Annotated in this window: 25 protein-coding genes; 19 read left to right on the top strand and 6 right to left on the bottom strand. The window is 69.4% G+C overall.

The features are described from left to right. Nucleotides 1-42: 42 nt before the first annotated feature. Both ACIA5C_RS04755 and ACIA5C_RS04750 read left to right on the top strand, forming a co-directional pair. Entirely contained in the window at nucleotides 43-336 is a 294-nt protein-coding gene (locus ACIA5C_RS04755) for a hypothetical protein (protein WP_396051263.1), read from the top strand. Nucleotides 337-347: 11 nt separating this feature from the next. After that, nucleotides 348-1,256 carry a RimK family alpha-L-glutamate ligase gene (locus tag ACIA5C_RS04750; protein WP_396051260.1) on the top strand — a complete coding sequence of 303 codons (909 nt, stop codon included), beginning with the start codon at nucleotides 348-350 and terminating at the stop codon, nucleotides 1,254-1,256. Here ACIA5C_RS04750 and ACIA5C_RS04745 read toward each other — a convergent pair. Continuing rightward, nucleotides 1,202-2,158 (bottom strand): heme A synthase, encoded by a 957-nt coding sequence (locus ACIA5C_RS04745; RefSeq protein ID WP_396052021.1) that lies wholly within the window; start codon nucleotides 2,156-2,158, stop codon nucleotides 1,202-1,204. The two genes, ACIA5C_RS04750 and ACIA5C_RS04745, sit on opposite strands and share 55 nt — an antisense overlap. A gap of 88 nt (nucleotides 2,159-2,246) precedes the next feature. Between ACIA5C_RS04745 and ACIA5C_RS04740 the strand changes: the two genes are divergently transcribed. Genes ACIA5C_RS04740 through ACIA5C_RS04695 form a run of 10 tightly spaced genes read left to right on the top strand, consistent with a single transcriptional unit; the run spans nucleotide 2,247 to nucleotide 10,381 of the window. Next, nucleotides 2,247-2,984 (top strand): helix-turn-helix transcriptional regulator, encoded by a 738-nt coding sequence (locus ACIA5C_RS04740; protein WP_396052019.1) that lies wholly within the window; start codon nucleotides 2,247-2,249, stop codon nucleotides 2,982-2,984. Further along, a complete protein-coding gene (sufB, locus tag ACIA5C_RS04735; RefSeq protein WP_396051258.1) occupies nucleotides 2,981-4,402 on the top strand; it encodes a Fe-S cluster assembly protein SufB in 1,422 nt (473 codons plus the stop codon). Before ACIA5C_RS04740 ends, sufB begins: the two co-directional genes overlap by 4 nt. Nucleotides 4,403-4,451: 49 nt before the next feature. Beyond that, nucleotides 4,452-5,576 carry a Fe-S cluster assembly protein SufD gene (sufD, locus tag ACIA5C_RS04730; RefSeq protein ID WP_396051256.1) on the top strand — a complete coding sequence of 375 codons (1,125 nt, stop codon included), beginning with the start codon at nucleotides 4,452-4,454 and terminating at the stop codon, nucleotides 5,574-5,576. Beyond that, entirely contained in the window at nucleotides 5,573-5,905 is a 333-nt protein-coding gene (locus ACIA5C_RS04725; RefSeq protein ID WP_396051253.1) for a non-heme iron oxygenase ferredoxin subunit, read from the top strand. The genes sufD and ACIA5C_RS04725 overlap by 4 nt, the downstream gene beginning before the upstream one ends. Next, a complete protein-coding gene (gene sufC / locus ACIA5C_RS04720) occupies nucleotides 5,902-6,663 on the top strand; it encodes a Fe-S cluster assembly ATPase SufC (RefSeq protein WP_396051251.1) in 762 nt (253 codons plus the stop codon). Before ACIA5C_RS04725 ends, sufC begins: the two co-directional genes overlap by 4 nt. Before the next feature lie 11 nt (nucleotides 6,664-6,674). After that, on the top strand, nucleotides 6,675-7,904 hold the full coding sequence (locus tag ACIA5C_RS04715) for a cysteine desulfurase (RefSeq protein ID WP_396051250.1): 1,230 nt from the start codon (nucleotides 6,675-6,677) through the stop codon (nucleotides 7,902-7,904). Then, nucleotides 7,904-8,350, top strand: a complete 447-nt coding sequence (sufU, locus tag ACIA5C_RS04710; protein WP_396051248.1) for a Fe-S cluster assembly sulfur transfer protein SufU — start codon at nucleotides 7,904-7,906, stop codon at nucleotides 8,348-8,350. The genes ACIA5C_RS04715 and sufU overlap by 1 nt, the downstream gene beginning before the upstream one ends. Then, the gene (locus tag ACIA5C_RS04705; protein ID WP_396051245.1) at nucleotides 8,347-8,796 is read left to right on the top strand and encodes a metal-sulfur cluster assembly factor; all 450 of its coding nucleotides are present in this window, start codon (nucleotides 8,347-8,349) and stop codon (nucleotides 8,794-8,796) included. The genes sufU and ACIA5C_RS04705 overlap by 4 nt, the downstream gene beginning before the upstream one ends. Nucleotides 8,797-8,805: 9 nt before the next feature. Continuing rightward, complete coding sequence (locus ACIA5C_RS04700) at nucleotides 8,806-9,546, top strand: maleylpyruvate isomerase family mycothiol-dependent enzyme (protein ID WP_396051243.1); 741 nt, start codon at nucleotides 8,806-8,808, stop codon at nucleotides 9,544-9,546. Then, entirely contained in the window at nucleotides 9,539-10,381 is an 843-nt protein-coding gene (locus tag ACIA5C_RS04695; protein WP_396051241.1) for a hydrolase, read from the top strand. Before ACIA5C_RS04700 ends, ACIA5C_RS04695 begins: the two co-directional genes overlap by 8 nt. On the opposite strand, the gene ACIA5C_RS04690 is transcribed toward ACIA5C_RS04695, so the two are convergent. Then, nucleotides 10,378-11,367 (bottom strand): hypothetical protein, encoded by a 990-nt coding sequence (locus ACIA5C_RS04690; RefSeq protein WP_396051239.1) that lies wholly within the window; start codon nucleotides 11,365-11,367, stop codon nucleotides 10,378-10,380. The genes ACIA5C_RS04695 and ACIA5C_RS04690 overlap by 4 nt on opposite strands. A gap of 124 nt (nucleotides 11,368-11,491) precedes the next feature. Then, nucleotides 11,492-12,172, bottom strand: coding sequence for a histidine phosphatase family protein (locus tag ACIA5C_RS04685; protein ID WP_396051237.1), 681 nt, complete (start codon nucleotides 12,170-12,172; stop codon nucleotides 11,492-11,494). A 280-nt stretch (nucleotides 12,173-12,452) separates the two neighbouring features. Between ACIA5C_RS04685 and ACIA5C_RS04680 the strand changes: the two genes are divergently transcribed. Next, the gene (locus ACIA5C_RS04680) at nucleotides 12,453-12,641 is read left to right on the top strand and encodes a hypothetical protein (protein WP_396051234.1); all 189 of its coding nucleotides are present in this window, start codon (nucleotides 12,453-12,455) and stop codon (nucleotides 12,639-12,641) included. A 162-nt stretch (nucleotides 12,642-12,803) separates the two neighbouring features. Continuing rightward, the gene (locus ACIA5C_RS04675; RefSeq protein WP_396051232.1) at nucleotides 12,804-13,397 is read left to right on the top strand and encodes a LysE family transporter; all 594 of its coding nucleotides are present in this window, start codon (nucleotides 12,804-12,806) and stop codon (nucleotides 13,395-13,397) included. Nucleotides 13,398-13,439: 42 nt separating this feature from the next. Here the strand turns inward: ACIA5C_RS04675 and ACIA5C_RS04670 are convergent, their stop codons facing one another. Continuing rightward, nucleotides 13,440-14,129, bottom strand: coding sequence for a DNA alkylation repair protein (locus tag ACIA5C_RS04670; RefSeq protein WP_396052017.1), 690 nt, complete (start codon nucleotides 14,127-14,129; stop codon nucleotides 13,440-13,442). A 9-nt stretch (nucleotides 14,130-14,138) separates the two neighbouring features. After that, the gene (locus ACIA5C_RS04665; protein WP_396051231.1) at nucleotides 14,139-14,816 is read right to left on the bottom strand and encodes a hypothetical protein; all 678 of its coding nucleotides are present in this window, start codon (nucleotides 14,814-14,816) and stop codon (nucleotides 14,139-14,141) included. Between the two features lie 112 nt (nucleotides 14,817-14,928). Here ACIA5C_RS04665 and ACIA5C_RS04660 point away from each other — a divergent pair, with 112 nt between their 5' ends. After that, the gene (locus ACIA5C_RS04660) at nucleotides 14,929-15,561 is read left to right on the top strand and encodes an acVLRF1 family peptidyl-tRNA hydrolase (RefSeq protein WP_396051229.1); all 633 of its coding nucleotides are present in this window, start codon (nucleotides 14,929-14,931) and stop codon (nucleotides 15,559-15,561) included. On the opposite strand, the gene ACIA5C_RS04655 is transcribed toward ACIA5C_RS04660, so the two are convergent. Next, a complete protein-coding gene (locus tag ACIA5C_RS04655; RefSeq protein ID WP_396051228.1) occupies nucleotides 15,562-16,494 on the bottom strand; it encodes a neutral zinc metallopeptidase in 933 nt (310 codons plus the stop codon). Between the two features lie 211 nt (nucleotides 16,495-16,705). Here ACIA5C_RS04655 and ACIA5C_RS04650 point away from each other — a divergent pair, with 211 nt between their 5' ends. The 4 genes from ACIA5C_RS04650 (at nucleotide 16,706) to ACIA5C_RS04635 (ending at nucleotide 21,773) form a co-directional block, all read left to right on the top strand. After that, nucleotides 16,706-18,310 (top strand): ABC-F family ATP-binding cassette domain-containing protein, encoded by a 1,605-nt coding sequence (locus ACIA5C_RS04650; RefSeq protein ID WP_396051226.1) that lies wholly within the window; start codon nucleotides 16,706-16,708, stop codon nucleotides 18,308-18,310. A 438-nt stretch (nucleotides 18,311-18,748) separates the two neighbouring features. Beyond that, nucleotides 18,749-18,976 (top strand): helix-turn-helix domain-containing protein, encoded by a 228-nt coding sequence (locus tag ACIA5C_RS04645; protein ID WP_014441759.1) that lies wholly within the window; start codon nucleotides 18,749-18,751, stop codon nucleotides 18,974-18,976. Then, complete coding sequence (locus ACIA5C_RS04640) at nucleotides 18,973-19,764, top strand: enoyl-CoA hydratase/isomerase family protein (protein WP_396051225.1); 792 nt, start codon at nucleotides 18,973-18,975, stop codon at nucleotides 19,762-19,764. Before ACIA5C_RS04645 ends, ACIA5C_RS04640 begins: the two co-directional genes overlap by 4 nt. A gap of 77 nt (nucleotides 19,765-19,841) precedes the next feature. After that, nucleotides 19,842-21,773: an ABC transporter ATP-binding protein gene (locus tag ACIA5C_RS04635; RefSeq protein WP_396052016.1), complete on the top strand. Its 1,932-nt coding sequence runs from the start codon at nucleotides 19,842-19,844 to the stop codon at nucleotides 21,771-21,773. Nucleotides 21,774-21,964: the final 191 nt, after the last annotated feature.

Raw genomic sequence — 21,964 nt, 5'->3', positions numbered from 1 at the left:
AGGGTGCTTGCTTCGCGCGGTTGTCTGCCTACGCTGCCCGGCATGGCTCAAGGTTCCGATACGACACTGACCGCGGGGATCAAGTCCTTCGCTGCCGGCCACGGCGGTGCGAAAGCGGTCATCGAGTACGTCGGCAAGCGCGGTGCCCGCATCGTGCTCGTCGGCCAGGACGGCGAGTGGTCCGATCAGTTCGCCGACAGCACCAGCGTCGCCCGGGAGGCCTGCGAGATCGCGGGCGTCGAGGTCGACAACGAGTGGGAGCGCGAACTGCTCGATCAGATGCGGCCCAGCAACGACCTGTGGCGCTCCATGTCGCGCCGGAGCATGGCCCGGTAGTCTTCCCGCACGTGCCCGACCCCACCACTGACACAGCGACCCGGGAGCCGAACTCCCGGGTCGCTCTCGTTACCTGTGACCTCTTCCCGGACCTCTGGGAGGACGACTTCCCGCTCCGCGACGCCCTGCGGGCGCGCGGCGCCGAGGTGGACGCCGTCCGCTGGGACGACGACACGGCCGACTGGACGGCATACGCGCTGACCCTGATCCGCTCGCCCTGGGACTACGTGCCCCGCCGCGACCGCTTCGTCGCCTGGGCCGCGGGCGTCCCTCGCCTGTTCAACCCGGCCGATGTCGTCGCCTGGAACACCGACAAGACCTACCTGCGCGAACTGGCCGCGGCCGGCATCCCGGTGATTCCGACGACCTTCGTCGCGCCGGGGGAGTCCTGGACCGCCCCGGCCGACGGGGAGTGGGTCGTCAAGCCCACGGTCAGCGCCGGCAGCCAGGACACCGGCCGCTACCTGCTCCCGTCGCAGCGAGGCCTGGCCGAGGCGCACGTGGCCCGGCTGACCACCGGCGGGCGCACCGCGATGATCCAGCCCTACCTGACGGCGGTCGACTCGGCCGGCGAGACGGCGGTGCTCTGCCTGCCCGACGCCGGTGGAAGGCTCGGCTTCAGCCACGCCGTCCGCAAGGGCCCGATGCTGACCGGCACCGGCGGCGGCTGGGTCGACCCGGGGAGCGAGGACATCAGCGCGCGCACGCCGAGCGAGGCCGAACTGGCGGTCGCGGCCAAGGTGCTCGAGGAGATCCCGGGCGGCGCCGACCGGCTGCTCTACGCCCGCATCGACCTCATCCCGGGCCCGGACGGCGCGCCCACGCTGATCGAGCTGGAGCTCACCGAGCCGTCGCTGTTCTTCCGTTATGCGCCGGGGGCGGCCGAGCGGCTCGCGGACGCGGTCATGGCTCGGCTCTGAGGGCTCTCGACGCGCTGCGGGGTCACCTCGGTGTCGCGCGAGCGCATCGACCAGAGCACGTTGAGGATGCCGACCCAGACCAGAGCGGCGCCGAGCAGGTGCACGCCGACCAGCACGATCGGCAGGTGTGTGAAGTACTGCACGAAGCCGATCAGGCCCTGCCCGAACTCGATCGCCAGCAGCACCACCGCGGCACGCACGGCGGCCGCCGGGGCGTGGGTGGCCCGCAGCGCCAGGACCAGCGCCACGGTCAGGCCGATGAGCAGGAACACCAGGTCGGCGTGGGCCTGGGCGACGGCGGCCGGGTCGAGGCCGGTCCGTTTGGCGTGCTCGTCGCCGGCGTGGGGCCCGCTGCCGGTCACCACGACGCCGACCGCGATCACGGCGCCTCCGGCGATCGCGGTCAGGGCGCCCAGCTGACGCAGGGGCGGCGGAACCAGCAGGCGGGGGGCCCGGTCACCCTCGGCGGTCCGCCGCCAGAGGGCGTACGCGACGGTGATCAGTCCGATCGACGCGAGGAAGTGCACGCCGACGACCCAGGGGTTGAGCTTGGTCAGCACCGTGATGCCGCCGACCACCGCCTGGACCGGGATGTAGGCGAGGACGCCGAGGCTGAGCACGATCAGCGGCCAGCGGCGCGGGCGCAGCCGGAACGCCTCGAACACGCAGCCCAGCGCGACGGCGATGAGCACGAAGTTGAGCAGCCGGTTGCCGAACTCGATGACGCCGTGCACACCCATCGCCTCGGTGGTCGTGTATGACGCATCGGTGCATTTCGGCCAGGTCGGGCAGCCGAGGCCCGACCCGGTCAGCCGGACCGCGCCACCGGTGACGATCAGCCCGATGTTGGCGATCAGGGACGCGAGGGCGAGCGGGCGCAGCAACGACTTCACTTCTCGCATCGTACGCACGGCTTTGATCATGAAATTCGAGCCTGCCCGGGCCCGGTGTGATGGATCACCCAAGGTTGGTTTGCGAGCGCTGGACGAAATACGTAACGTTGCAGTTGTGAAATACCCGGAGTCGGCTCGCGACGGCCTGGTGGCGAACGCCACCGGTGCGGACGGCCGCACCCGGGACCGGGTCGCACAGCTCCTCCTCGAGCGCGGAGCCACCACCGCGGCCCAGCTCGGCACCGCCCTGGGGCTCAGCCCGGCGGCCATCCGCAAGCATCTCGACGCGATGCTCGCCGAGCACCTCGTCGAGACCCGCGAGGTTCGCAGCACCGGCCCGCGGGGCCGGGGCCGCCCGGCCAAGGCGTTCGTGCTGACCGCCGCGGCCCGCGAGACCTTCCCGCATTTCTACGACGGCATCGCGAGCGCCGCGCTGCACTGGATCGCCGAGCACGCCGGCCCGGAGGCGGTCGCCCGGTTCGCAGCCGAACAGGTCGGCCCCCTGGAGGCCCGGCTGCGTGCCGCGGTCTGCCAGGCCGGCGACGACCCGATCGGCCGGGCGGAGGCGCTCGCCGGGGCGCTGACCGCCGAGGGCTACGCTGCCAACGCGACCACGATCGCGTCCGGCGGCCAGCTGTGCCAGCACCACTGTCCGGTGGCCCACGTGGCTGCCGAGTTTCCCCAGCTGTGCGACGCCGAGACCGAGGTCATCTCCCGGATCGTCGGCACCCACGTGCAGCGCCTCGCCACCATCGCGCACGGCGATGGGGTGTGCACCACGCACATCCCCAGCCCAAATAAGCAGGCACGAACCACGGTTAGGACAGGTACATGACCGACCAGATCGTCAGCCAGGAAGAGCACCTCGCCGCCCTGGGCAAGTACGAGTACGGGTGGGCCGACGCCGACGTGGCGGGCTCGTCCGCGCAGCGTGGTCTGTCCGAGGCCGTGGTGCGCAACATCTCCGCTCTCAAGAGCGAGCCGCAGTGGATGCTCGACCTGCGGCTGAAAGGCCTGCGGCTGTTCGACCGCAAGCCCATGCCGAGCTGGGGCGCCGATCTCACCGGCATCGACTTCCAGAACATCAAGTACTTCGTACGCTCGACCGAGAAGCAGGCCGCGTCCTGGGACGACCTGCCCGACGACATCAAGAGCACGTACGACAAGCTCGGCATCCCCGAGGCGGAGAAGCAGCGCCTGGTCTCCGGCGTCGCCGCGCAGTACGAGTCCGAGGTCGTCTACCACAAGATCCGTGAGGACCTCGAGGAGCAGGGCGTCGTCTTCGTCGACACCGACACCGCTCTGAAGCAGTACGAGGACATCTTCAAGGAGTACTTCGGCACGGTCATCCCGGTCGGCGACAACAAGTTCGCGTCGCTCAACACCTCGGTGTGGTCCGGCGGTTCGTTCATCTACGTGCCTAAGGGCGTGCACGTCGACATCCCGCTCCAGGCCTACTTCCGGATCAACACGGAAAACATGGGTCAGTTCGAGCGGACGCTGATCATCGCCGACGAGGGCAGCTACGTGCACTACGTCGAGGGCTGCACCGCGCCGATCTACTCGTCCGACTCGCTGCACTCCGCGGTCGTCGAGATCGTCGTCAAGAAGAACGCCCGGGTGCGGTACACGACCATCCAGAACTGGTCGAACAACGTCTACAACCTGGTCACCAAGCGCGCCACCTGCGAAGAGGGCGCGACCATGGAGTGGATCGACGGCAACATCGGCTCCAAGGTGACGATGAAATACCCGGCCGTCTACATGACCGGCCCGCACGCCAAGGGCGAGGTGCTCTCGGTCGCGATGGCCGGCGAGGGCCAGCACCAGGACGCGGGCGCCAAGATGGTGCACCTCGCGCCGCACACCTCCTCGACCATCATCTCGAAGTCGATCGCCCGGGGCGGCGGCCGTACGTCGTACCGCGGTCTCGTGCAGGTGATGGACGGGGCGCAGCACAGCAAGAGCACGGTCAAGTGCGACGCTCTCCTGGTCGACACGATCTCCCGCTCCGACACCTACCCGTACGTCGACATCCGCGAGGACGACGTGTCGATGGGCCACGAGGCGACCGTCTCCAAGGTCAGCGAGGACCAGCTCTTCTACCTGATGAGCCGCGGCCTCACCGAGGACGAGGCGATGGCGATGATCGTGCGCGGCTTCATCGAGCCGATCGCCAAGGAGCTCCCGATGGAGTACGCCCTCGAACTGAACCGTCTCATTGAGCTCCAGATGGAGGGGGCGGTGGGCTAGCGCCCACGCCTCGTTCACCAATGGTTCCGCTGAATTCATGAAGGACGTAATGACTACCGTTGCCCCGCCGCCCAGCACCAAGTCGCAGGTGCTGCGGTCGTTCGACGTCACCGACTTCCCGGCCCTGAACGGGCTTGAGGAGGAGTGGCGCTTCACCCCGCTCAAGCGGCTCGGTGAGCTGGTCACCGCCACCTCGCTGAGCGGGGACGCGCCGTCGGTCGAGCACGGCGAGCTGCCGGCCGGCGTCACCGTGACGCCGGCCGGGCCGCTCGAGCCGGTGCTGACGCCGTTCGACCGGATCAGCGCGCTCGCCTTCAGCTCGACGCCCGGCGTCACGCTGATCGAGGTCGATGCCGAAACCGAGACTGAGCAGCCGGTGCTGCTCCAGGTGGTCGGCAAGGGCGCCGAGGCCGCGGCCGCGCGGATCTACGTGAAGGTGGGGCGCTTCGCCAAGGCGACGATCGTGCTCGAGCAGGTCGGCACGGTCATGCTGGCCGACAACGTCGAGGTGATCATCGGCGACGGCGCCCAGCTGACCTTCGTCACGCTGGCCGACTGGGACGCCGACGCGGTGCAGGCCCAGCACGTGAAGTTCCGGGTCGGCAAGGACGCCCGGGTGCAGCACGTGCAGGTCGCGCTCGGCGGCAGCCTGGTCCGGCAGTTCACCAGCGTCGAATACGCCGGCCGTGGCGGCGACGCCGAGCTCTGGGGCCTCTACTTCGCCGATGCCGGCCAGCACCTCGAGCACCGCCAGCTGGTCGACCACAGCGTTCCCGACTGCCGCAGCTACGTCGGCTACCGCGGCGCGCTGCAGGGCTCCTCCGCCCACACGGTCTGGGTCGGTGACGTGCTGATCCGGGCCGACGCGACCGGCACCGACACGTACGAGATCAACCGCAACTTGATCCTGACCGACGGCGCCCGCGCCGACTCGATCCCCAACCTCGAGATCGAGACCGGCGAGGTGGCCGGCGCCGGGCACGCCAGCGCGACCGGCCGGTTCGACGACGAGCAGCTGTTCTACCTCATGGCCCGGGGCATCCCCGAGTTCGAGGCCCGCAAGCTGGTCGTCCGCGGCTTCTTCGCCGAGCTGGTCAACAAGATCCCGGTCGAGGAGCTGCGCGAGCGCCTCGGCGACGCCATCGAGGCGCGGCTGGCGGAATACCACTCATGAGCTTCGTTCTGGTCGGCCCGGCCGACGACGTGCCCAAGGGCACTGCGATCCAGGTCGAGGTCGGCGACATCGAGGTGGCCGTCGTCCATGCGGACGACGACAACTTCTATGCCGTACGCGATGAGTGCAGTCACGCCGCGGTCGCCCTGTCCGAGGGCGAGGTCGACGGGTGCACCCTCGAGTGCTGGCTGCACGGGTCGAGGTTCGACCTCCGCACCGGCGCGCCGACCGGCCTGCCCGCCACCGAGCCGGTGGCGGCCTTCGCCGTCGAACTGCGCGACGGCGACCTCTACGTTTCCACCACACCGAGCAATGGAGTCAACCCGTGAGCACCCTGGAGATCCGTGACCTCAAGGTTTCGGTGAAGCTGCCCGAGGGCGAGCTGAAGCCGATTCTGTCCGGGGTCGACCTCACCGTGAAAGCCGGCGAGACGCACGCCATCATGGGCCCCAACGGCTCCGGCAAGTCGACGCTCGCCTACTCCATCGCCGGCCACCCGAAGTACCAGATCACCGGCGGGTCGGTCACCCTGGACGGCGACGACGTGCTGGCGATGACCGTCGACGAGCGGGCGCGGGCCGGCCTCTTCCTGGCCATGCAGTACCCCGTCGAGGTGCCCGGCGTCTCGGTCGCCAACTTCCTGCGCACCGCCAAGACCGCGATCGACGGCGAGGCGCCCAAGCTGCGCACCTGGGCCGGCGAGCTGCGCGGGGCCATGGAGAAGCTGCAGATGGACCCGGCGTTCGCCCAGCGCAACGTCAACGAGGGCTTCTCCGGTGGCGAGAAGAAGCGCCACGAGATCATGCAGCTCGAGCTGCTCAAGCCGAAGATGGCAATCCTCGACGAGACCGACTCGGGCCTCGACATCGACGCGCTGCGGATCGTCAGCGAGGGCGTCAACCGGGTGCGCGAGACCGGCGACACCGGCCTGCTGCTGATCACCCACTACACGCGGATCCTGCGCTACATCAAGCCCGACTTCGTGCACGTCTTCGTCGCGGGCAAGATCGTCCAGGAGGGCGGCTCGGAGCTCGCCGAGCAGCTCGAGGCCGAGGGCTACGAGCGCTACGTGAACGCGACGGTTTGAGGAAAACTCCCATGACGTTCGACGTGGCCCGGATCCGCAAGGACTTCCCGATTCTCGACCGGCAGGTCAACGGGCACCCGCTGGTCTATCTGGACAGTGCCAACACCTCGCAGAAACCGGTGCAGGTGCTGGACGCACTGCGTTCGCACTACGAACTGCACAACGGCAACGTGTCCCGCTCGGTGCACACGCTCGGCACCGAGGCCACGTCGGCGTACGAGGACGCGCGCGGGAAGGTGGCGACCTTCATCGGCGCCGCCCAGCCCGAGGAGATCGTCTTCACCAAGAACTCCAGTGAGGCGATCAACCTGGTCGCGCACTCGGCCGGGCAGCACCTTCGCCTGGGACCGGGCGACGAGATCGTCATCTCGGAAATGGAGCACCACTCCAACATCGTCCCGTGGCAGCTGCTGTGCGAGCGTACGGGCGCGACGCTGCGCTGGTTCGGCATCACCGACGACGGGCGGCTCGACGAGTCCTCGTTGGAGTCGTTGGTCAACGAGCGCACCAGGCTCGTCTCGGTCGTGCACATGTCCAACACGCTGGGCACGATCAACGACGTGAGCCGGATCGTCGCCCGGTCCCGCGAGGTCGGCGCGCTGGTCATGCTCGACTGCTCCCAGTCGGTGCCGCACCTGCCGGTCGACGTGCGGGCGCTCGGGGCCGACTTCATCGCGTTCACCGGGCACAAGATGCTCGGCCCGACCGGCATCGGCGTCCTCTGGGGCCGCTTCTCGCTGCTCGAGCAGATGCCGCCGTTCCTCGGGGGCGGCTCGATGATCGAAACGGTGACGATGGGCGGCACGACCTACGCGCCGCCGCCGGCCCGTTTCGAGGCCGGCACACCGCCGATCGCCGAGGCCATCGGACTGGGCGCGGCCGTCGACTACCTCTCGGCGATCGGGATGCGAGCAGTCCATGAACACGAGCAGGAGCTCACCGCGTACGCGCTGAAAGCGTTGGCGGACGTCCCCGGCGTGCGTCTCTTCGGGCCGGCCGAGCCCGAAGGGCGAGGGGGCACGCTCTCTTTCGGAGTAGAAGGCGTGCATCCGCACGACGTGGGGCAGATCCTGGACGCGCTGGGAGTCGAGGTGCGGGTCGGGCACCACTGCGCGAAGCCCACGTGCGCGCGCTTCGGGGTGCCGGCGATGACCCGGGCGTCGTTCTATATCTACAACACCACCGACGAGGTCGACGCGCTGGCGCGGGGCCTCGGTGAGGTGCGGAAGGTGTTCGGCTGATGATGCTCGAGGGGCTGTACCAGGAGATCATCCTCGACCACTACAAGCATCCGCACGGTCGTGGACTGCGTGATCCTTTCTCCGGGGAGGCTCATCACGTGAACCCGACGTGCGGAGATGAGATCACCGTACGGGTCGCGATGTCCTCCTCGGATATCTCGGATATTTCGTATGACGGGCTCGGCTGCTCGATCAGCCAGGCCTCGGCGTCGGTGCTGCACGAGCTGTTGTCCGGGCAGAATGTCGAGTCGGCGGCGGGAATCCACGAGGCTTTCGTCGCGCTCATGCAGGGACGCGGCCAGGTCGAACCCGACGAGGACGTGCTGGGGGACGCGGTGGCCTTCGCCGGGGTGGCGAAGTTCCCGGCCCGGGTCAAATGCGCTCTGCTGCCGTGGATGGCGTTCAAGGACGCCGCGGCGCGGGCCGGTGTGGAGGTAAAGGCATGAGTGAATCCGCTACCGGCTTCTCCTCGGAGGAGCCGACCTGGCTTGCTGAAGACCGGGCTTCGTCCGGGGAACCGGTAATCGCGCCCCCGGCCGCCGCGGCGGTCTCGGACGGCGTGGTCTCCAAGGCCTCGATCGCCGACATCGAAGAGGCGATGAAAGACGTCGTCGACCCCGAACTGGGCATCAACGTCGTCGACCTCGGCCTGGTCTACGACACGTTCGTCGACGACGACAACGTGGTCACGATCGACATGACACTGACGTCGGCGGCGTGCCCGCTGACCGACGTGATCGAGGACCAGACCCGCAGCGCCCTCACCACCGGACCCGGCGGCGGCCTGGTCAAGGACTTCCGCATCAACTGGGTGTGGCTGCCGCCGTGGGGCCCCGACAAGATCACCGATGACGGGCGCGAGCAGCTGCGGGCACTCGGCTTCAACGTCTGAAACGCAGGCATGACTTTCGACGACTACCTCGCCCTCATCGAAGACCGCTCGGCGGCGCTGCGCTCCGCAGTCGCCGCCGCGCCGTCTCTGCAGGCCCGGGTGCCCGGCTGCCCCGACTGGACGCTCGCCGACCTGGTCGAACACGTCGGCGGAGTGCAGATGTTCTGGGCCGTGGTGGTCGCCGAGGCCGACGCGAGCAGCCGGCCACCGGGGGACAAAACCGACTTCGAGTCACCGACCGGCGACCTGGTCGCGTGGTCGGCGTCGGCGACCCGCCAGCTACTCGACGCGCTGCGTGCCGCCGGGCCGTCATCGCCGGCGTGGGCGTGGTGGGGTTCCTCGGGCGCTCCGCTGAACGCCGGGGCGGTGGCGCGCCACCAGGTGCAGGAGGCGGCCGTGCACGCGCGCGACGCCGAAGAGACGATCGGCCGGGCCGCTCCGCTGCCCGCCGCGGTCGCGGTCGACGGCGTGGCCGAGTTCCTGTCGGTGCCGCTGGCCTCGGCCGGGCCGTGGCCGGGCGCGCCGGTGCGCATGGCCTTCGCCGCCTCCGACGGGCGGACCCACCTGGTCGACCTGTCGTCCGTGGGCGTCTCCGTCGACCCGCCCACGACCTCGTCGCCGGCGCTGACCGTGCACGGAACGGCCGGTGAGCTGGTGCTGGGCCTCTACAACCGGATCCCGCTCGACAGCCTCCGGCTGGAGGGCGACGCGTCCCTGCTCGCCGAGTTGAGAAGCTGGGCGCATGCGTGAGATCCCGTTGACCGGCTGGTCGCCGTACGCGATCGCCGCCGGCCCCGACGGCCCGGTGTGGCTGACCGTGCTCTCCCCGGCGGGCCTGGCCCGCCTGTCGCCCGACGGCACCGACGTGACGCTGCTTGAGCTGCCGGCCAAGCCGATGCAGGTCGCGGTCGGCGCCGACGGCACGGTGTGGCACACCAGCGAGGACGGCCGGATCGGGCGTGCCGGCGAGTCGTGGTTCCCGCTGCCGGAGGGCGCGGCGCCGTACGGGATAGCGGCCGACCGGGACGGCGGGGCCTACTTCACGGCGCCGGGCATCGACCGCATCGGGCACATCACCGCCGCGGGCGAGATCCAAATGGTTCCGGCACCGGGCTACCCGGCCATGGTCACGGTCGCCGACGACGGGGCGGCCTGGGTGACCCTCAACGGGGCCGGCCAACTCGCCCGCTGGTCAGTGGGCGGCACGGCCGACATCGTGGACATTCCGCCGGGACGCACGCCGGCGGCGCCGGTCGGGGTGGCGGCCGCGGGCGACCGGGTGTGGTTCGCCGACATCGCGGGCGGAAGCGTCGGCCTGGTCTCCGCCGCAGACGCCGGCTCGGGCTCGATCGTCGAACGGGTGGAGTTCGACGACCCGGCATGCCGTCCGCACGCGGTGGCGGCCGCGCCGGACGGCGGGTGCTGGGTCACGTTGTGGGGGTCGGGGCAGTTGGCGCGGGTCAGCGCGGACGGATCGGTGAGTCTGTTCGACCTGCCGGGCCAGGAGCCGCACGGGCTGGCCCTGGTGGGCGACGAGGTCTGGGTCGCGATGGAGAGCGGCTCCGTGGTGCGGGTGGAGGCCTAGCGCCAGCGTTCGGCCGTCTCCGGAGCCTCGACGATGACCGTGCGGAGCATCTCGGCAACCTCGCGCAGGAATTGCAGCGCGCCGGTGTCGGACGGATCGTCGAGGACCCAGTTGCCGTCCCAGGCGACCAGATGGGCAAGGGCGTTCGGCTCGGTCGGCGGGTCGGCGATCACGGCCTCGAACGCCGCCAGATCCCGCTGGTGTGACCTGACGTTGGTTTGTGCCAGGCTTTCGAGGTCTGCGTGGACCTCTTCGAGGCTGTCGGCATCTCCGAAGTAGGCGCGGAGGAAATCACGCACGGTCTCCAGCGGAGGCTCCGCGTTGAGCTCCGCGATGCGTCGCTGCATCGGCTCGGGAAGCCGCGAGATGTCCATCGGCTCACCATAGCCCGGCAGGAAAGGCGTCAGGATGAACGGTTCCGGCGGATCTGTTCCGGGGGCAAGCCTCATGCGGATCGTCACGAAGCTGGTCGTCATGTAACGCGGCTTGACCGGTCCGGCGCCGAACATGCCGTCGTTGACGAAGCCTTCCCCGATCCGATGGCCGGCGTCGAATGTACGTCGGTGCACGCCGGTCATCGCGAGATCGCTGCGAATCGTCTCCCAGTTCCGGCTCACGTAGTCGTTGATGGTCCGATTCATCGTGTGGTGATCAGTCCATCGGAACGACTTGTTCTCCCGACGTCGCCAGCCATGATCCCCGTAGAGGCGACCCTCAATCGTTCGGGTGCCGGGCGTGTGTCGCAGGGGAACGTCGCCGCCATGGTGCTTCATAGTGTGCGCACCCTGGTCCTGGTAAAGGTCGTCGTTCTTCGGCACCTTGAAGTTCGGTGGCTGGTCGCCCAGTTTGTCGTAGGTGGCGAGCATGCGGTTGAGCTCGACGTCCTCCGGGCGCACCTGCCGCGGCGTGCTGCTCGACCCGGACGAGCCGGCGCCGGCGCGACCTCGCTCCGCGAACTCGGAGGTGATCTGCTGGCCGTGCGCCACGCTCCGGGCCGCCGGTCCGGCACCGTGGCGGCGGGACTCGGGAGGGTCTTCGCCCTCCGAGCCGTGATGCCCGCGTGACCGTGCCATCGAGCGACCACGATACGAACCAGCTGCAACCGTTCAACTACAGATGGTCGACGCTGTTGTAGTGGTCCAGGACCAACCGCCCGTCCTGCTCGACGAAGCGGCTGATCGACGCGTTGCGGACCGTGCCGGCGGCCCGCTCCATTTTCACCACCTGGTCCCAGGTCAGCGACTCGATGACTGCCCGCATCATCAGCACGACGGCGTCGTGGGCGACCACGACGACCCGTTTCCCCGCCTGATCGTGGTTGAGGTCGGCCAGGAACGAGCCCAGCCGTACCTCGACATCGGCGAACGCCTCGCCGCCCGGCGGCGCGTAGCGGTATTCGCCTGCCGCCTCGCGGCGGGCGGCCTCCTCCGGGAACTGGGCCGCGACCGCCGCCGCGGTCATCAGTTCCAGGTCGCCCATCAGCCGGTCGACCAGCCGGTCGTCGGTGGTCGGCTCGGGCAGGCGCAGTCCGGAGGTCGCCGCCGCGATGCGCCATGTCTCGCGGGCCCGCAGGTAGGGCGACGTGATCACGACCTCGGGCGGGGCCGGCGCCGCGGCCAGCCATCGGCCGACCGCCGCGGCCTGTTCCTCGCCGAGTGGCGTCAGCGGCACCTCGGCGTCGCGCCCGCTGACCTCGGCCTCCATCAACCCGGCCGCGTTGGCCGCGGGAAACGCCACGTTAGCCAGGCTCTGCCCGTGCCGGACAAGGATCAGTTCGGCCACCACACTCATGATCGGACTCTATTACCCCGGCCGTCGCTCCGCCGATCCGGTCGAATTCGGTGGCAGTCTGCGAGCGGGCACCGATAAGAAGGCGCGGCCGGCGGCGTCGCCCGGTACGTGGTGCCGGGGCTGCGCCCGGCGTACAAGCTTCGCCTGACCGACCGGTGGCCGGTCCCGGACGTCCTGTACGCCGATCGGTACGGTCTGCGGGTCGTCTGCCTGCGACTCGGCGGCGTGCAGGACCGGCCGTTCGCGCAGCTGGCTGCCGGCCTGGCTCAGCGGACCGGACGTGGTGCGGCTCGTCGGTGCGGCGCTGACCGCTGACGTGCGATTCGGCGTCTACCACGGCGTGTCGGCGAATTCGGCCCGGCTCCGGCGCACCGACCGTACGCGGGAGGACCTGGGCTATCGACCGCTCGACAACTGCCCGCCGGGCTGTCGGACGGAACCGGCCCGGGTCAGCGCCTCCTCCACCTGACCTGATCCGGGCGGTAAATCGGTGGCGGCGGCGTTGCGGGCACCGCAATGATGGCCGCGTGATCAAGCCGAGAACGTTCCGTGCCGTCTCTGTCGCTGTGGCCGATCGGGCCGCCCGGCAGCAGACCGGCCCGGGCGTCCCGGCGGTCCATCGTCAGCTGTCGTGAGCGCCCCGTTCCTGGCCGGCGTCACCGCCGGCTATGGCATCGCTGTGCCGGTCGGGGCGATCGGGGTGCTGATCGCCGGGCTCAGCGCCCGCACTTCGCTCCGCGTCGGAGCCGCCGCCGGTCTCGGTGCTGCCACCGCCGACGGCATCTATGCGGCGGTGGCCGTGCTCGGGGGCGCGGCCGTCGCCGACCTGATCGCGCCGGTGGCGACGCCGCTGCGGTGGACCGCGGCGGTGGTGCTGCTCGGGCTGGCCGGGTTGACGGTGTGGGGCGCGTTTCGTCGGCGGGCCGTCCAGGACACGCCGGAGCGTCCGGCCACCGCGTCCCGGGCGTACGCCGCCGTCCTGGCGCTGACCCTGCTCAACCCGGCCACCGTGATCTACTTCGCGGCGCTGGTGATCGGCCGGGGCGGGGCCGGGGGAGGGCCCTGGTTCGTGGTCGGCGCGTTCCTGGCGTCGGCCAGCTGGCAACTGCTGATCGCCGGCGGCGGTTCTCTGGTGGGTCGCCTGCTGACCGGCTCGCGCGGTCGTAAGATCACCGCGCTCGTCTCTTCGGTGGTGATCGTCGTCCTGGCTGTACGCCTCCTCTGACCTGTCGGCCCGGCCGCGCCCCCCGCGGCCGGGCCGGCAGCCCTACAGATGTTTCGTGGCCTCGCGCACCGACAGCGGCGACAACCGGGACGCATTGGCGGCGACGAATTCGCGCACCGCGGACGGGTCGGTGCGGGCGTATTGCCGCAACGCCCACCCGATGGCTTTACGCACGAAGAAGTCGCGATGGGAGGCGTGGCGCGCGCAGTATTCGAACAGCCGGGCGGTGTCGGTCGCGGTGCCGTAGTGCAACTGGTGCAGGATCGCCGAGCGGATCAGCCACATGTCGGATTCGGCCGACCAGGCGTCCATCGTGGCCACCAACGACGGATGGCATCGCACCAGATCGCCCACGAACCGGGTGGCCAGCGCGTCGACCGTGTCCCACCACGGCTTCGTCGTGATCAGCGTGCGTGTCACGTCGAGAAAAGACGCGTCGGCGGCCCGTACATGCTTACGCAGGTAGTCGCACGCCACGTACTGGTATTCACGCTCGTCGCGCGACCAGCATGCGAGCGCGATTTCTCGGAGGTCGGCATCCGATGGCGTGGACAGCCCGGCGAAAACCTCCCGTTGCAGCTTGCGCAGGGCGGGTGCGGGCAGGCCGGCGTACGGGAATTGGTCGCGCATGTAAGCCCGCATGGCCGCCGCCCGCTCGGGGTCGCGAGACGCCGCGAAGCGGTCGTCGAGCCGTTCGAGCAGGGTCGAAGCCAGGTCACCCACGCCTGGCATCATGTCAGGTCAGCCGCCCGGGCAATCGTGCCCGTTGAAACAGCCGTGGCCCGGCGACCCGGATGCCGGAGCCGGGCTCCGCGGTGCCTTCGGCGCTTCCGGGTAATACTGCGACCCCACGGCCAACTCGACGACATAGCGATGACGGGCATATCCGTTCCGATAGACCTCGGCCACGTCGACCGGCTGCTGTTCCACCGTGATCTCGTCGCTGAATGCGGTCCGCGGATGCTCCGGCTCCTTCGGGCGCGTGCCCCACTGCAGCTGTACACGCGGCGAGTCCGCAAATTCATAGAAGTACTGCTGGCCGCCCGTTGTCGGCCGCTCCGACCGCTTCCAGTGGCGGGCCGCCAAACCGCTGGTCCAGGTGCGCTGAATGCCGGCCTGATCCCCGTCGAATGCCAGGTATACGACGACGTCCCGGCGGCAGGACATCTGCGGACGCTCCCCGAGGAAGCCCGTGTCGCCGCCGCACGAATCATTCACCGAGGTAGCCAGCCGGGTCCCGTTCGGCGCCGTGCTGACGAACGCCGTCACGGCCTCGTCGAGAATGGCGGCCGTCGCGGCGCGCTGCTGCCGCGCCTTGGCCGACTGGGACTCTTTCCGCACGTCCGGGCCGGTCGTCACGTGATGCCACCAGAGCGAGAATCCGAGAACCGCCACCACCGGAACGCTCACCACCAGCACAACGACGGCGATCAGTACCCGTTGCAATACCTTCATGCTTGCCCCATGGCCGAAGGCTAGGGATCCGACGGCACCGGATCGGCCACGCGGCGGTCACCGTAGGGTGACAAGAATGGGCGAGCGGGCGGCCGCGGGCGGCGGGAAGTGGGTTGATGTCGCGCCGGAGCGGTTGGCGCGATGGATGGAGAACTTCGGGGCCCGGCACGGGGCGTACCGGGAAAGCGGATTGACCCTCGTCGCCGCCGACGGCGCCTCGGCGGAGCTCAGCCCGCCGCCCGGCGTGCGTGCGGCGGAAAGCGTGGCCGAGCTTGTCCGCCGGGCACAGGAACCGCGGCGCCTCGGTCTGCTTCTGGCCCGGAAGGGCGCCGTTGCCGTCGGCATTGCCGAAGGCGAGGAATTGGTCTCGTCCAAGGTCGACACCCATTATGTGCAGGGGCGGACGGCCGCGGGCGGCTGGTCGCAGCAGCGTTTCGCGCGCCGCCGCGACAATCAGGCGAAGGCGGCGGCGGCCGACGGCGCCGGCATCGTCGGGCGCATTCTGCTTCCGGAGGTACGCCGATTGGCCGCGCTCGTCACCGGCGGCGACCGTTCCGCCATCGACATGATTCTGGCCGCGCCTTCCTTGGCGCCGGTGGCCGCGCTGCGCGACGGGCGGGTCCTGGATGTGCCCGAGCCCCGGCACGCGGTTCTGGTTTCCGCGGTCGCCGGGGCCCGGGCGGTGACGATCCTGGTGAAAGAGCCTTAGTCAGTCGCCCTCGACGACCGCGCCGTCGGCGAACGTGTCGCAGTTCTCCGGGGTGCCCGAGGCGTAGCCGCGGGAGAACCATTTCTGCCGGTCGGCCGACGTGCCGTGGGTGAATTCCTGCGGGTTGACCTGCTGGCCGGCCTGCTTCTGCAGCGTGTCGTCGCCGATCTGCCCGGCCGTTTGGATGCCCTGCTGGACGTCGTCGGTGGTGAGGCTCTTGAAAATCTTCTGCCCGTTGGACGACGTGGTGCCGGTCGCGCCCTTCGCCCACACGCCGGCATAGCAGTCGGCCTGCAGTTCGAGCTTGACCGAGAGCAGGTTCTTCTGCCCGTTCGACGCGCCCTGCTGGAGCTGGCGCATCTTGGCCTCGGTGCCGACCAGGTCCTGAATGTGGTGGCCGTATTCGTGGGCCAGCACGTACGGCTGGGCGAATTCGCCCGGCGCGCCCAGCTGGTCGGCGAGCAGCTTGTAGAAGGTGAGGTCGATGTACACCTTCTTGTCGGCCGGGCAGTAGAACGGGCCGGTGCCCGAGTCCGCCGCGCCGCAGCCGGTGGTCACCCGGTCGGAGAAGAAGTCGGTGGGCGCCTTCTGATAGCTCTTGTTGAAGTATTTCGGCTCGGCCTGGGCCCAGAAGCTCTGGATCGAGTTGACGTAGAGCGCGTTGCGGCAGTCCAGCTGCTTGAGCCTGTCGCTCTGCGAGCACTTCTGTTTGAGGCTCGTGTTGTCGCCGGTCCCGCTGGTGCCACTGGTCGCCTTGTTGATCCCGAAATATCCGCCAACTACCGCTACCAGCAGAAAGATGACGATGCCGACGATGCCGCCGCCACCGATCGGGATCGGCAGGCCGCCGAAGCCGCCTCCACCGCCCCCTCCCGAACCACGTTGGTCCTCGATCTGACTGGTGTCGATGTCAGCGTTCTCGTTGAGCTCCATGTCGTCCTCACTGACCGATTCGGCACGTATCCCGGCAGGTACCCGATGATCTTGAAAAGTAATCGGGTGGGAAGCCGCAGCGGGCCCCGAGTATTATGGCCGGGTGCTGCTCTGCGAAGGCTGACCTGCCCCAGCGCCGACCCCTTTCTCCTGGCCGGCGCTCTTCGTGTGCCCGGAGTCAGCCCTTTCTTCCCGAGAGCGAGCGTTTCAGATGATCACCGCCACCGGACTCGAACTGCGTGCCGGCGCCCGCATCCTGCTGTCCCCGGTCACCCTCCGGGTGCAGCCGGGCGACCGGATCGGCCTGGTCGGGCGCAACGGCGCCGGCAAGACGACCACCCTGAAGGTGCTGGCCGGCGAGGGCCAGCCCTATACGGGTGAGGTGACCCGCACCTCCGAGGTCGGTTACCTCCCACAGGACCCGCGCACCGGCGACCTCAACGTCACCGGCCGCGATCGCGTGCTCTCGGCCCGCGGCCTCGACTCGATCATCGCCGAGATGCAGAAGCTGGAGATCAGCCTCGAGGAGAGCGCCGACGAGAAGCTGATCCGGCGCTACGGCAATCTCGAAGACCGGTTCGCCGCGCTCGGTGGCTATGCGGCCGAGGCCGAGGCCGCCCGCATCTGCTCCAACCTCGGGCTGCCCGACCGGGCTCTGGCCCAGACCATCGGCACGCTGTCCGGCGGGCAGCGCCGCCGCATCGAACTGGCCCGCATCCTGTTCGCCGACTCGGGGCAGAACGGCAAGGGCATCCTGCTGCTCGACGAGCCGACCAACCACCTCGACCAGGACTCGATCGCCTGGCTGCGTGGCTACATGGCACAGCACAAGGGCGGCCTGGTCGTGATCAGCCACGACGTCGAACTGCTCGAGGCCGCGGTCAACAAGGTGTGGTACCTCGACGCCAACCGCTCGGTGGTCGACATCTACAACGTCGGCTGGAAGAAATACCTGGAGTCGCGGGAGACCGACGAACGCCGGCGCCGCCGCGAGCGGGCCAACGCCGAGAAGAAGGCCGGCGCCCTGATGGCGCAGGCCGACAAGATGCGGGCCAAGGCGACCAAGACGGTGGCCGCGCAGAACATGGCGCGCCGGGCCGAGAAGCTGCTCGGCGGCCTGGAGGAGACCCGCGTCTCGGACCGCGTCGCGAAGGTGCGGTTCCCCAACCCGGTGCCCTGCGGCAAGACTCCGCTGACCGCGACCGGGCTGTCGAAGTCGTACGGGTCCCTCGAGATCTTCACCGACGTCAATGTGGCGGTCGACCGCGGCTCCCGGGTCGCGATCCTCGGCCTGAACGGCGCCGGCAAGACGACTCTGCTGCGTATGCTCGGCGGCCTGCTCGCCCCCGACACCGGCGAGGTGCGACCGGGGCACGGCCTGCGGCTCGGCTACTACGCCCAGGAGCACGAGACGCTCGACGTCGACCGGACGATCCTCGAGCACATGCGCAGTGCCGGGGCCGACCAGACCGACACCGAGCTGCGCAAGATCCTCGGCGCCTTCCTCTTCTCCGGTGACGACGTCGACAAGCCGGCCGGGGTGCTCTCCGGCGGTGAGAAGACCCGGCTGGCGCTGGCCACCCTGGTCTGCTCGGGGGCCAACGTGCTGCTGCTCGACGAGCCGACCAACAACCTCGACCCGGTGAGCCGGGAGCAGGTGCTCGACGCGATCGCCAACTACCCGGGCGCGATCGTGCTGGTCACGCACGATGCGGGCGCGGTGCAGGCGCTCAAGCCGGACCGCGCGATCCTGCTGCCGGACGGTGATGAGGACGCGTGGAGCGACGACCTCCTGGAGCTTGTCGAACTCGCGTGATCCGTCACGCACGGTCGCGGTGATCGATAATCATGGGGATCGTCAGTTGTCAACTGGTGCCCACACAGACAGTGCGACGTTCGGGAATTTGCGGCCACGGCGTCCGCGGCTTCGGTCACGCCCGCTCGGCCGACAGCGGACGGTGCGCGCGGCATCGACGGTCTGTCATGTCTTCGGTGGAGTCGCCCTCGATCGAGTGTTTCCGCAGGTGATCGATGGTCTTGGGCTTCGGTGGCGGCATCGTCCCGTCACGCCGGATAGCGCCTATCCCTAACATCAGTTAACTGTCTGACATTGATGCGCGTGGTCAGCGTCAAGTTCCTGACAGTGATAAATGGGCACGTTGGCTAAGCCAAGATACCTAGCGCATGATCGTTGGAGGCGGTCTAATAGGTGGGACCGTATCGAACCGCACAGTCTGGGACGTGAGGATTCAACATGGCAGCCACCGGCACAGCTACCAGCACAGAGAAGGGTCGCCGAATCGTCGGCAGCGAGCGACAGTCGCTAGCAAAGGACTTGGTCAAGCGGTACACCTCCGGCGAGAGCATTCGCGCGCTGGCGGCGTCCACCGGACGGTCCTACGGATTCGTGCACCGGGTGCTCACCGAGTCTGGCGTGCAGCTTCGCCAGCGTGGCGGTGCTCGCCGGCGCAAGAAGGCGTGACTTCCGTCAACCCCGACCCCGGAGCCTCGAAGCCCACTGACGAGGTGGGCGTGCGCTACGACCTGGACGGGCCGGTCGCAACGGTGACGTTGTGCCGGCCCGAGGTTCTCAATGCGCAGACTCCTGAGATGTGGGCCGAGCTCGGCAACATTTCCCGGAAATTGCCAGGGTCGGTCCGAGTCGTCATTGTGCGCGGTGAAGGGCGTTCCTTTTCCGCGGGCCTGGATCTGTCAGCCGCTCGTGGTGAAGGCGATTCTTCTCTGACCCGACTCGCGCAGTTGTCACCCGAGGAGTGCGCGGATCGGATTGCCGGCTTCCAGTCCGCGTTCACCTGGTTGCGCAACCCGTCCGTCGTCACCATCGCGGCCGTACGAGGGCATGCAATCGGAGCCGGATTCCAGCTCGCCCTCAACTGCGACATGCGAATCCTGGCCGACGACGCCCGGTTCTCGATGGCCGAGGTGACTCTCGGTCTCGTACCCGATCTTGGCGGGACCAAACGCCTCGCCGAACTCGTCGGGCCCAGCCGGGCCCTGGAGATCTGCGTGACCGGCCGGCGCATCGCGGCCGACGAGGCCGACCGGCTCGGCCTGGCCACCACGGTGGTCCCAGGTGATCAGCTGGACGCCGCGGTCGCCGACCTCACCGCGGCGATTCTCGCCGGCGACCGGGGCGCGGTCTCCGAGATCAAGGGCCTGATGACCGGCATCGGCACGCGGACGTACGCCGAGCAGGACCGCGCCGAGCGTGAGGCGCAGACCCGGCGCCTGCGCGACCTGACGGAATAGCTTCGTCACCTCCCGAAGTTGTCGTACCCACCGGGCAGACTCTTGCCCGACGACGAATCGGGAGGTCACGGATGAGCATGCAAGGTTGGAGCATGCTGCGCTCGATCCAGACCTCGGACCGGGTGAAGCAGCACCAGTTGTCCCGCGGGACCACCCGCCGCATCCTGCGTTTCGCCGCGCCTTACCGGCGCGACATCGCGGTGTTCCTGGTCACGGTGGTGCTCGACGCGGGCATCGGGGTCGCCACCCCGCTGCTGGCCGGCCACGTGGTCAACGCCATCACCGGCCGGAGTCAGGGCGCGGGGGCGCTCGTCGTCAAGCTCGCGGTCGCGATCGCCCTGCTGGCGGTCGTCGACGCGTTCCTGTCGCTCGCCCAGAGGTGGTACTCGGCTCGCATCGGCGAGGGCATCATCCTCAACCTGCGCACCCGGGTGTACGACCACGTTCAGCGCATGCCGCTGCAGTTCTTCACCCGCACCCAGACCGGGGCCCTGGTCAGCCGGCTCAACAACGACGTCGTGGGTGCCCAGCGCGCCTTCACCTCGACGCTCTCCGGCGTGGTCAGCAACGTCATTCAGCTGGTGCTCACCGCCGCGGTGATGTTCAGCCTGTCCTGGCCGATCACGGTGCTCTCGCTGGCCCTGCTGCCGCTGTTCATCATCCCGGCCCGCCGGGTCGGCAAGCGGCTCGCCGACATCACCCGCGAGTCGTACAACCTCGACGCCAAGATGAACGCGACGATGACCGAGCGGTTCAACGTCTCCGGCGCGCTGCTGGTCAAGCTGTTCGGCCGGCCCGACGCCGAGGCGGCCAAGTTCGGCGAGCGGGCCGAGCGGGTCCGCGACATCGGCGTCCAGCAGGCGATGTTCTCCCGCACGTTCTTCGTCGCGATGCTGCTGGTCGCCTCGCTGGCGCAGGCCTTGACGTACGGGCTGGGCGGCTGGCTCGCCGTGAGCGGGAGCGTCACGGCCGGCACCGTGGTTACGCTGGCCCTGCTGCTGACCCGTCTGTACGGTCCGCTGACCGCGCTCAGCAACGTGCGGGTCGACGTGATGAGCGCGCTCGTCTCGTTCGACCGGGTCTTCGAGGTCCTCGACCTCAAGCCGGGCATCGACGAGAAGGCCGACGCGACGCCGGTGCCGCCCGGCTCCGGCCGCATCGAGTTCCGCGACGTGCACTTCCGCTACCCGAGCGCCGACGAGGTCTCACTGGCCACGCTGGAAGACGTGGTGACCCTCGACCGCACCGAGCAGGCGCCGGTGCTCAAGGGCGTCAGCTTCACGGTCGAGCCGGGCCAGATGGTCGCCCTGGTCGGCCCGTCCGGCGCCGGCAAGTCGACCACCTCGATGCTGGTGCCGCGGGTCTACGACGTCACCTCCGGGGCGGTGCTGGTCGGCGGCGTCGACGTCCGCGACACCACACTCGACTCGCTGCGCGACACGGTCGGCGTGGTCACCCAGGACTCGCACCTGTTCCACGAGACGATCGCGGAAAACCTGCGCTACGCGAAGTCGTCCGCCACCGAGGACGAGATGTGGGAGGCCCTGCGCGGCGCCCAGGTCGCCGACCTGGTGCGCACCCTGCCCGACGGCCTCGATACCGTCGTGGGGGAGCGCGGCTACCGGTTCTCCGGCGGTGAGAAACAGCGCATAGCGATCGCCCGGCTGCTGCTCAAGCACCCCTCGATCGTCATCCTCGACGAGGCGACGGCCCACCTCGACAGCGAATCCGAGGCCGCGGTCCAGCGCGCCCTTTCGGTCGCGCTCCGAGGGCGTACGGCGTTGGTCATCGCCCACCGCCTCTCCACCGTCCGCGACGCCGACCAGATCCTGGTGCTCGACCACGGCCGCATCGTCGAACGCGGCCGCCACGACGAGCTGGTCGCCGCGGGCGGCCTCTATTCGGAGCTCTACCGCACCCAGTTCGCCGCGGCATCCCCGACCATCCCGGCCGCACTCACCGACGAAGTCGAGATCGTCACCGTCCCCGCCGGAACGGTCGAACCGTGACCGGCCCCACCTCGCCCGCCGGCCCTCGCGGCGTTCCGCGGGAGCCGTCGGTCGATGCCGGGTCCGCGGAGAGCGGCGTTCCGTTGCAGCTGTCGACCGGTGCGCGGTCGGCCGGTGCGCGGTCGGCCGGTGCCGGCGGGAGCGGCGTTGCACTGCAGCTGTCGGTCGATGCCGGGTCCGCGGGGAACGGC

This window comes from Actinoplanes sp. NPDC051343, assembly GCF_044455125.1.
Taxonomy (GTDB): domain Bacteria; phylum Actinomycetota; class Actinomycetes; order Mycobacteriales; family Micromonosporaceae; genus Actinoplanes.
The sequence above is the reverse complement of the archived record's forward strand: the minus strand, read 5'-3'. Positions and strand labels throughout refer to the sequence as shown.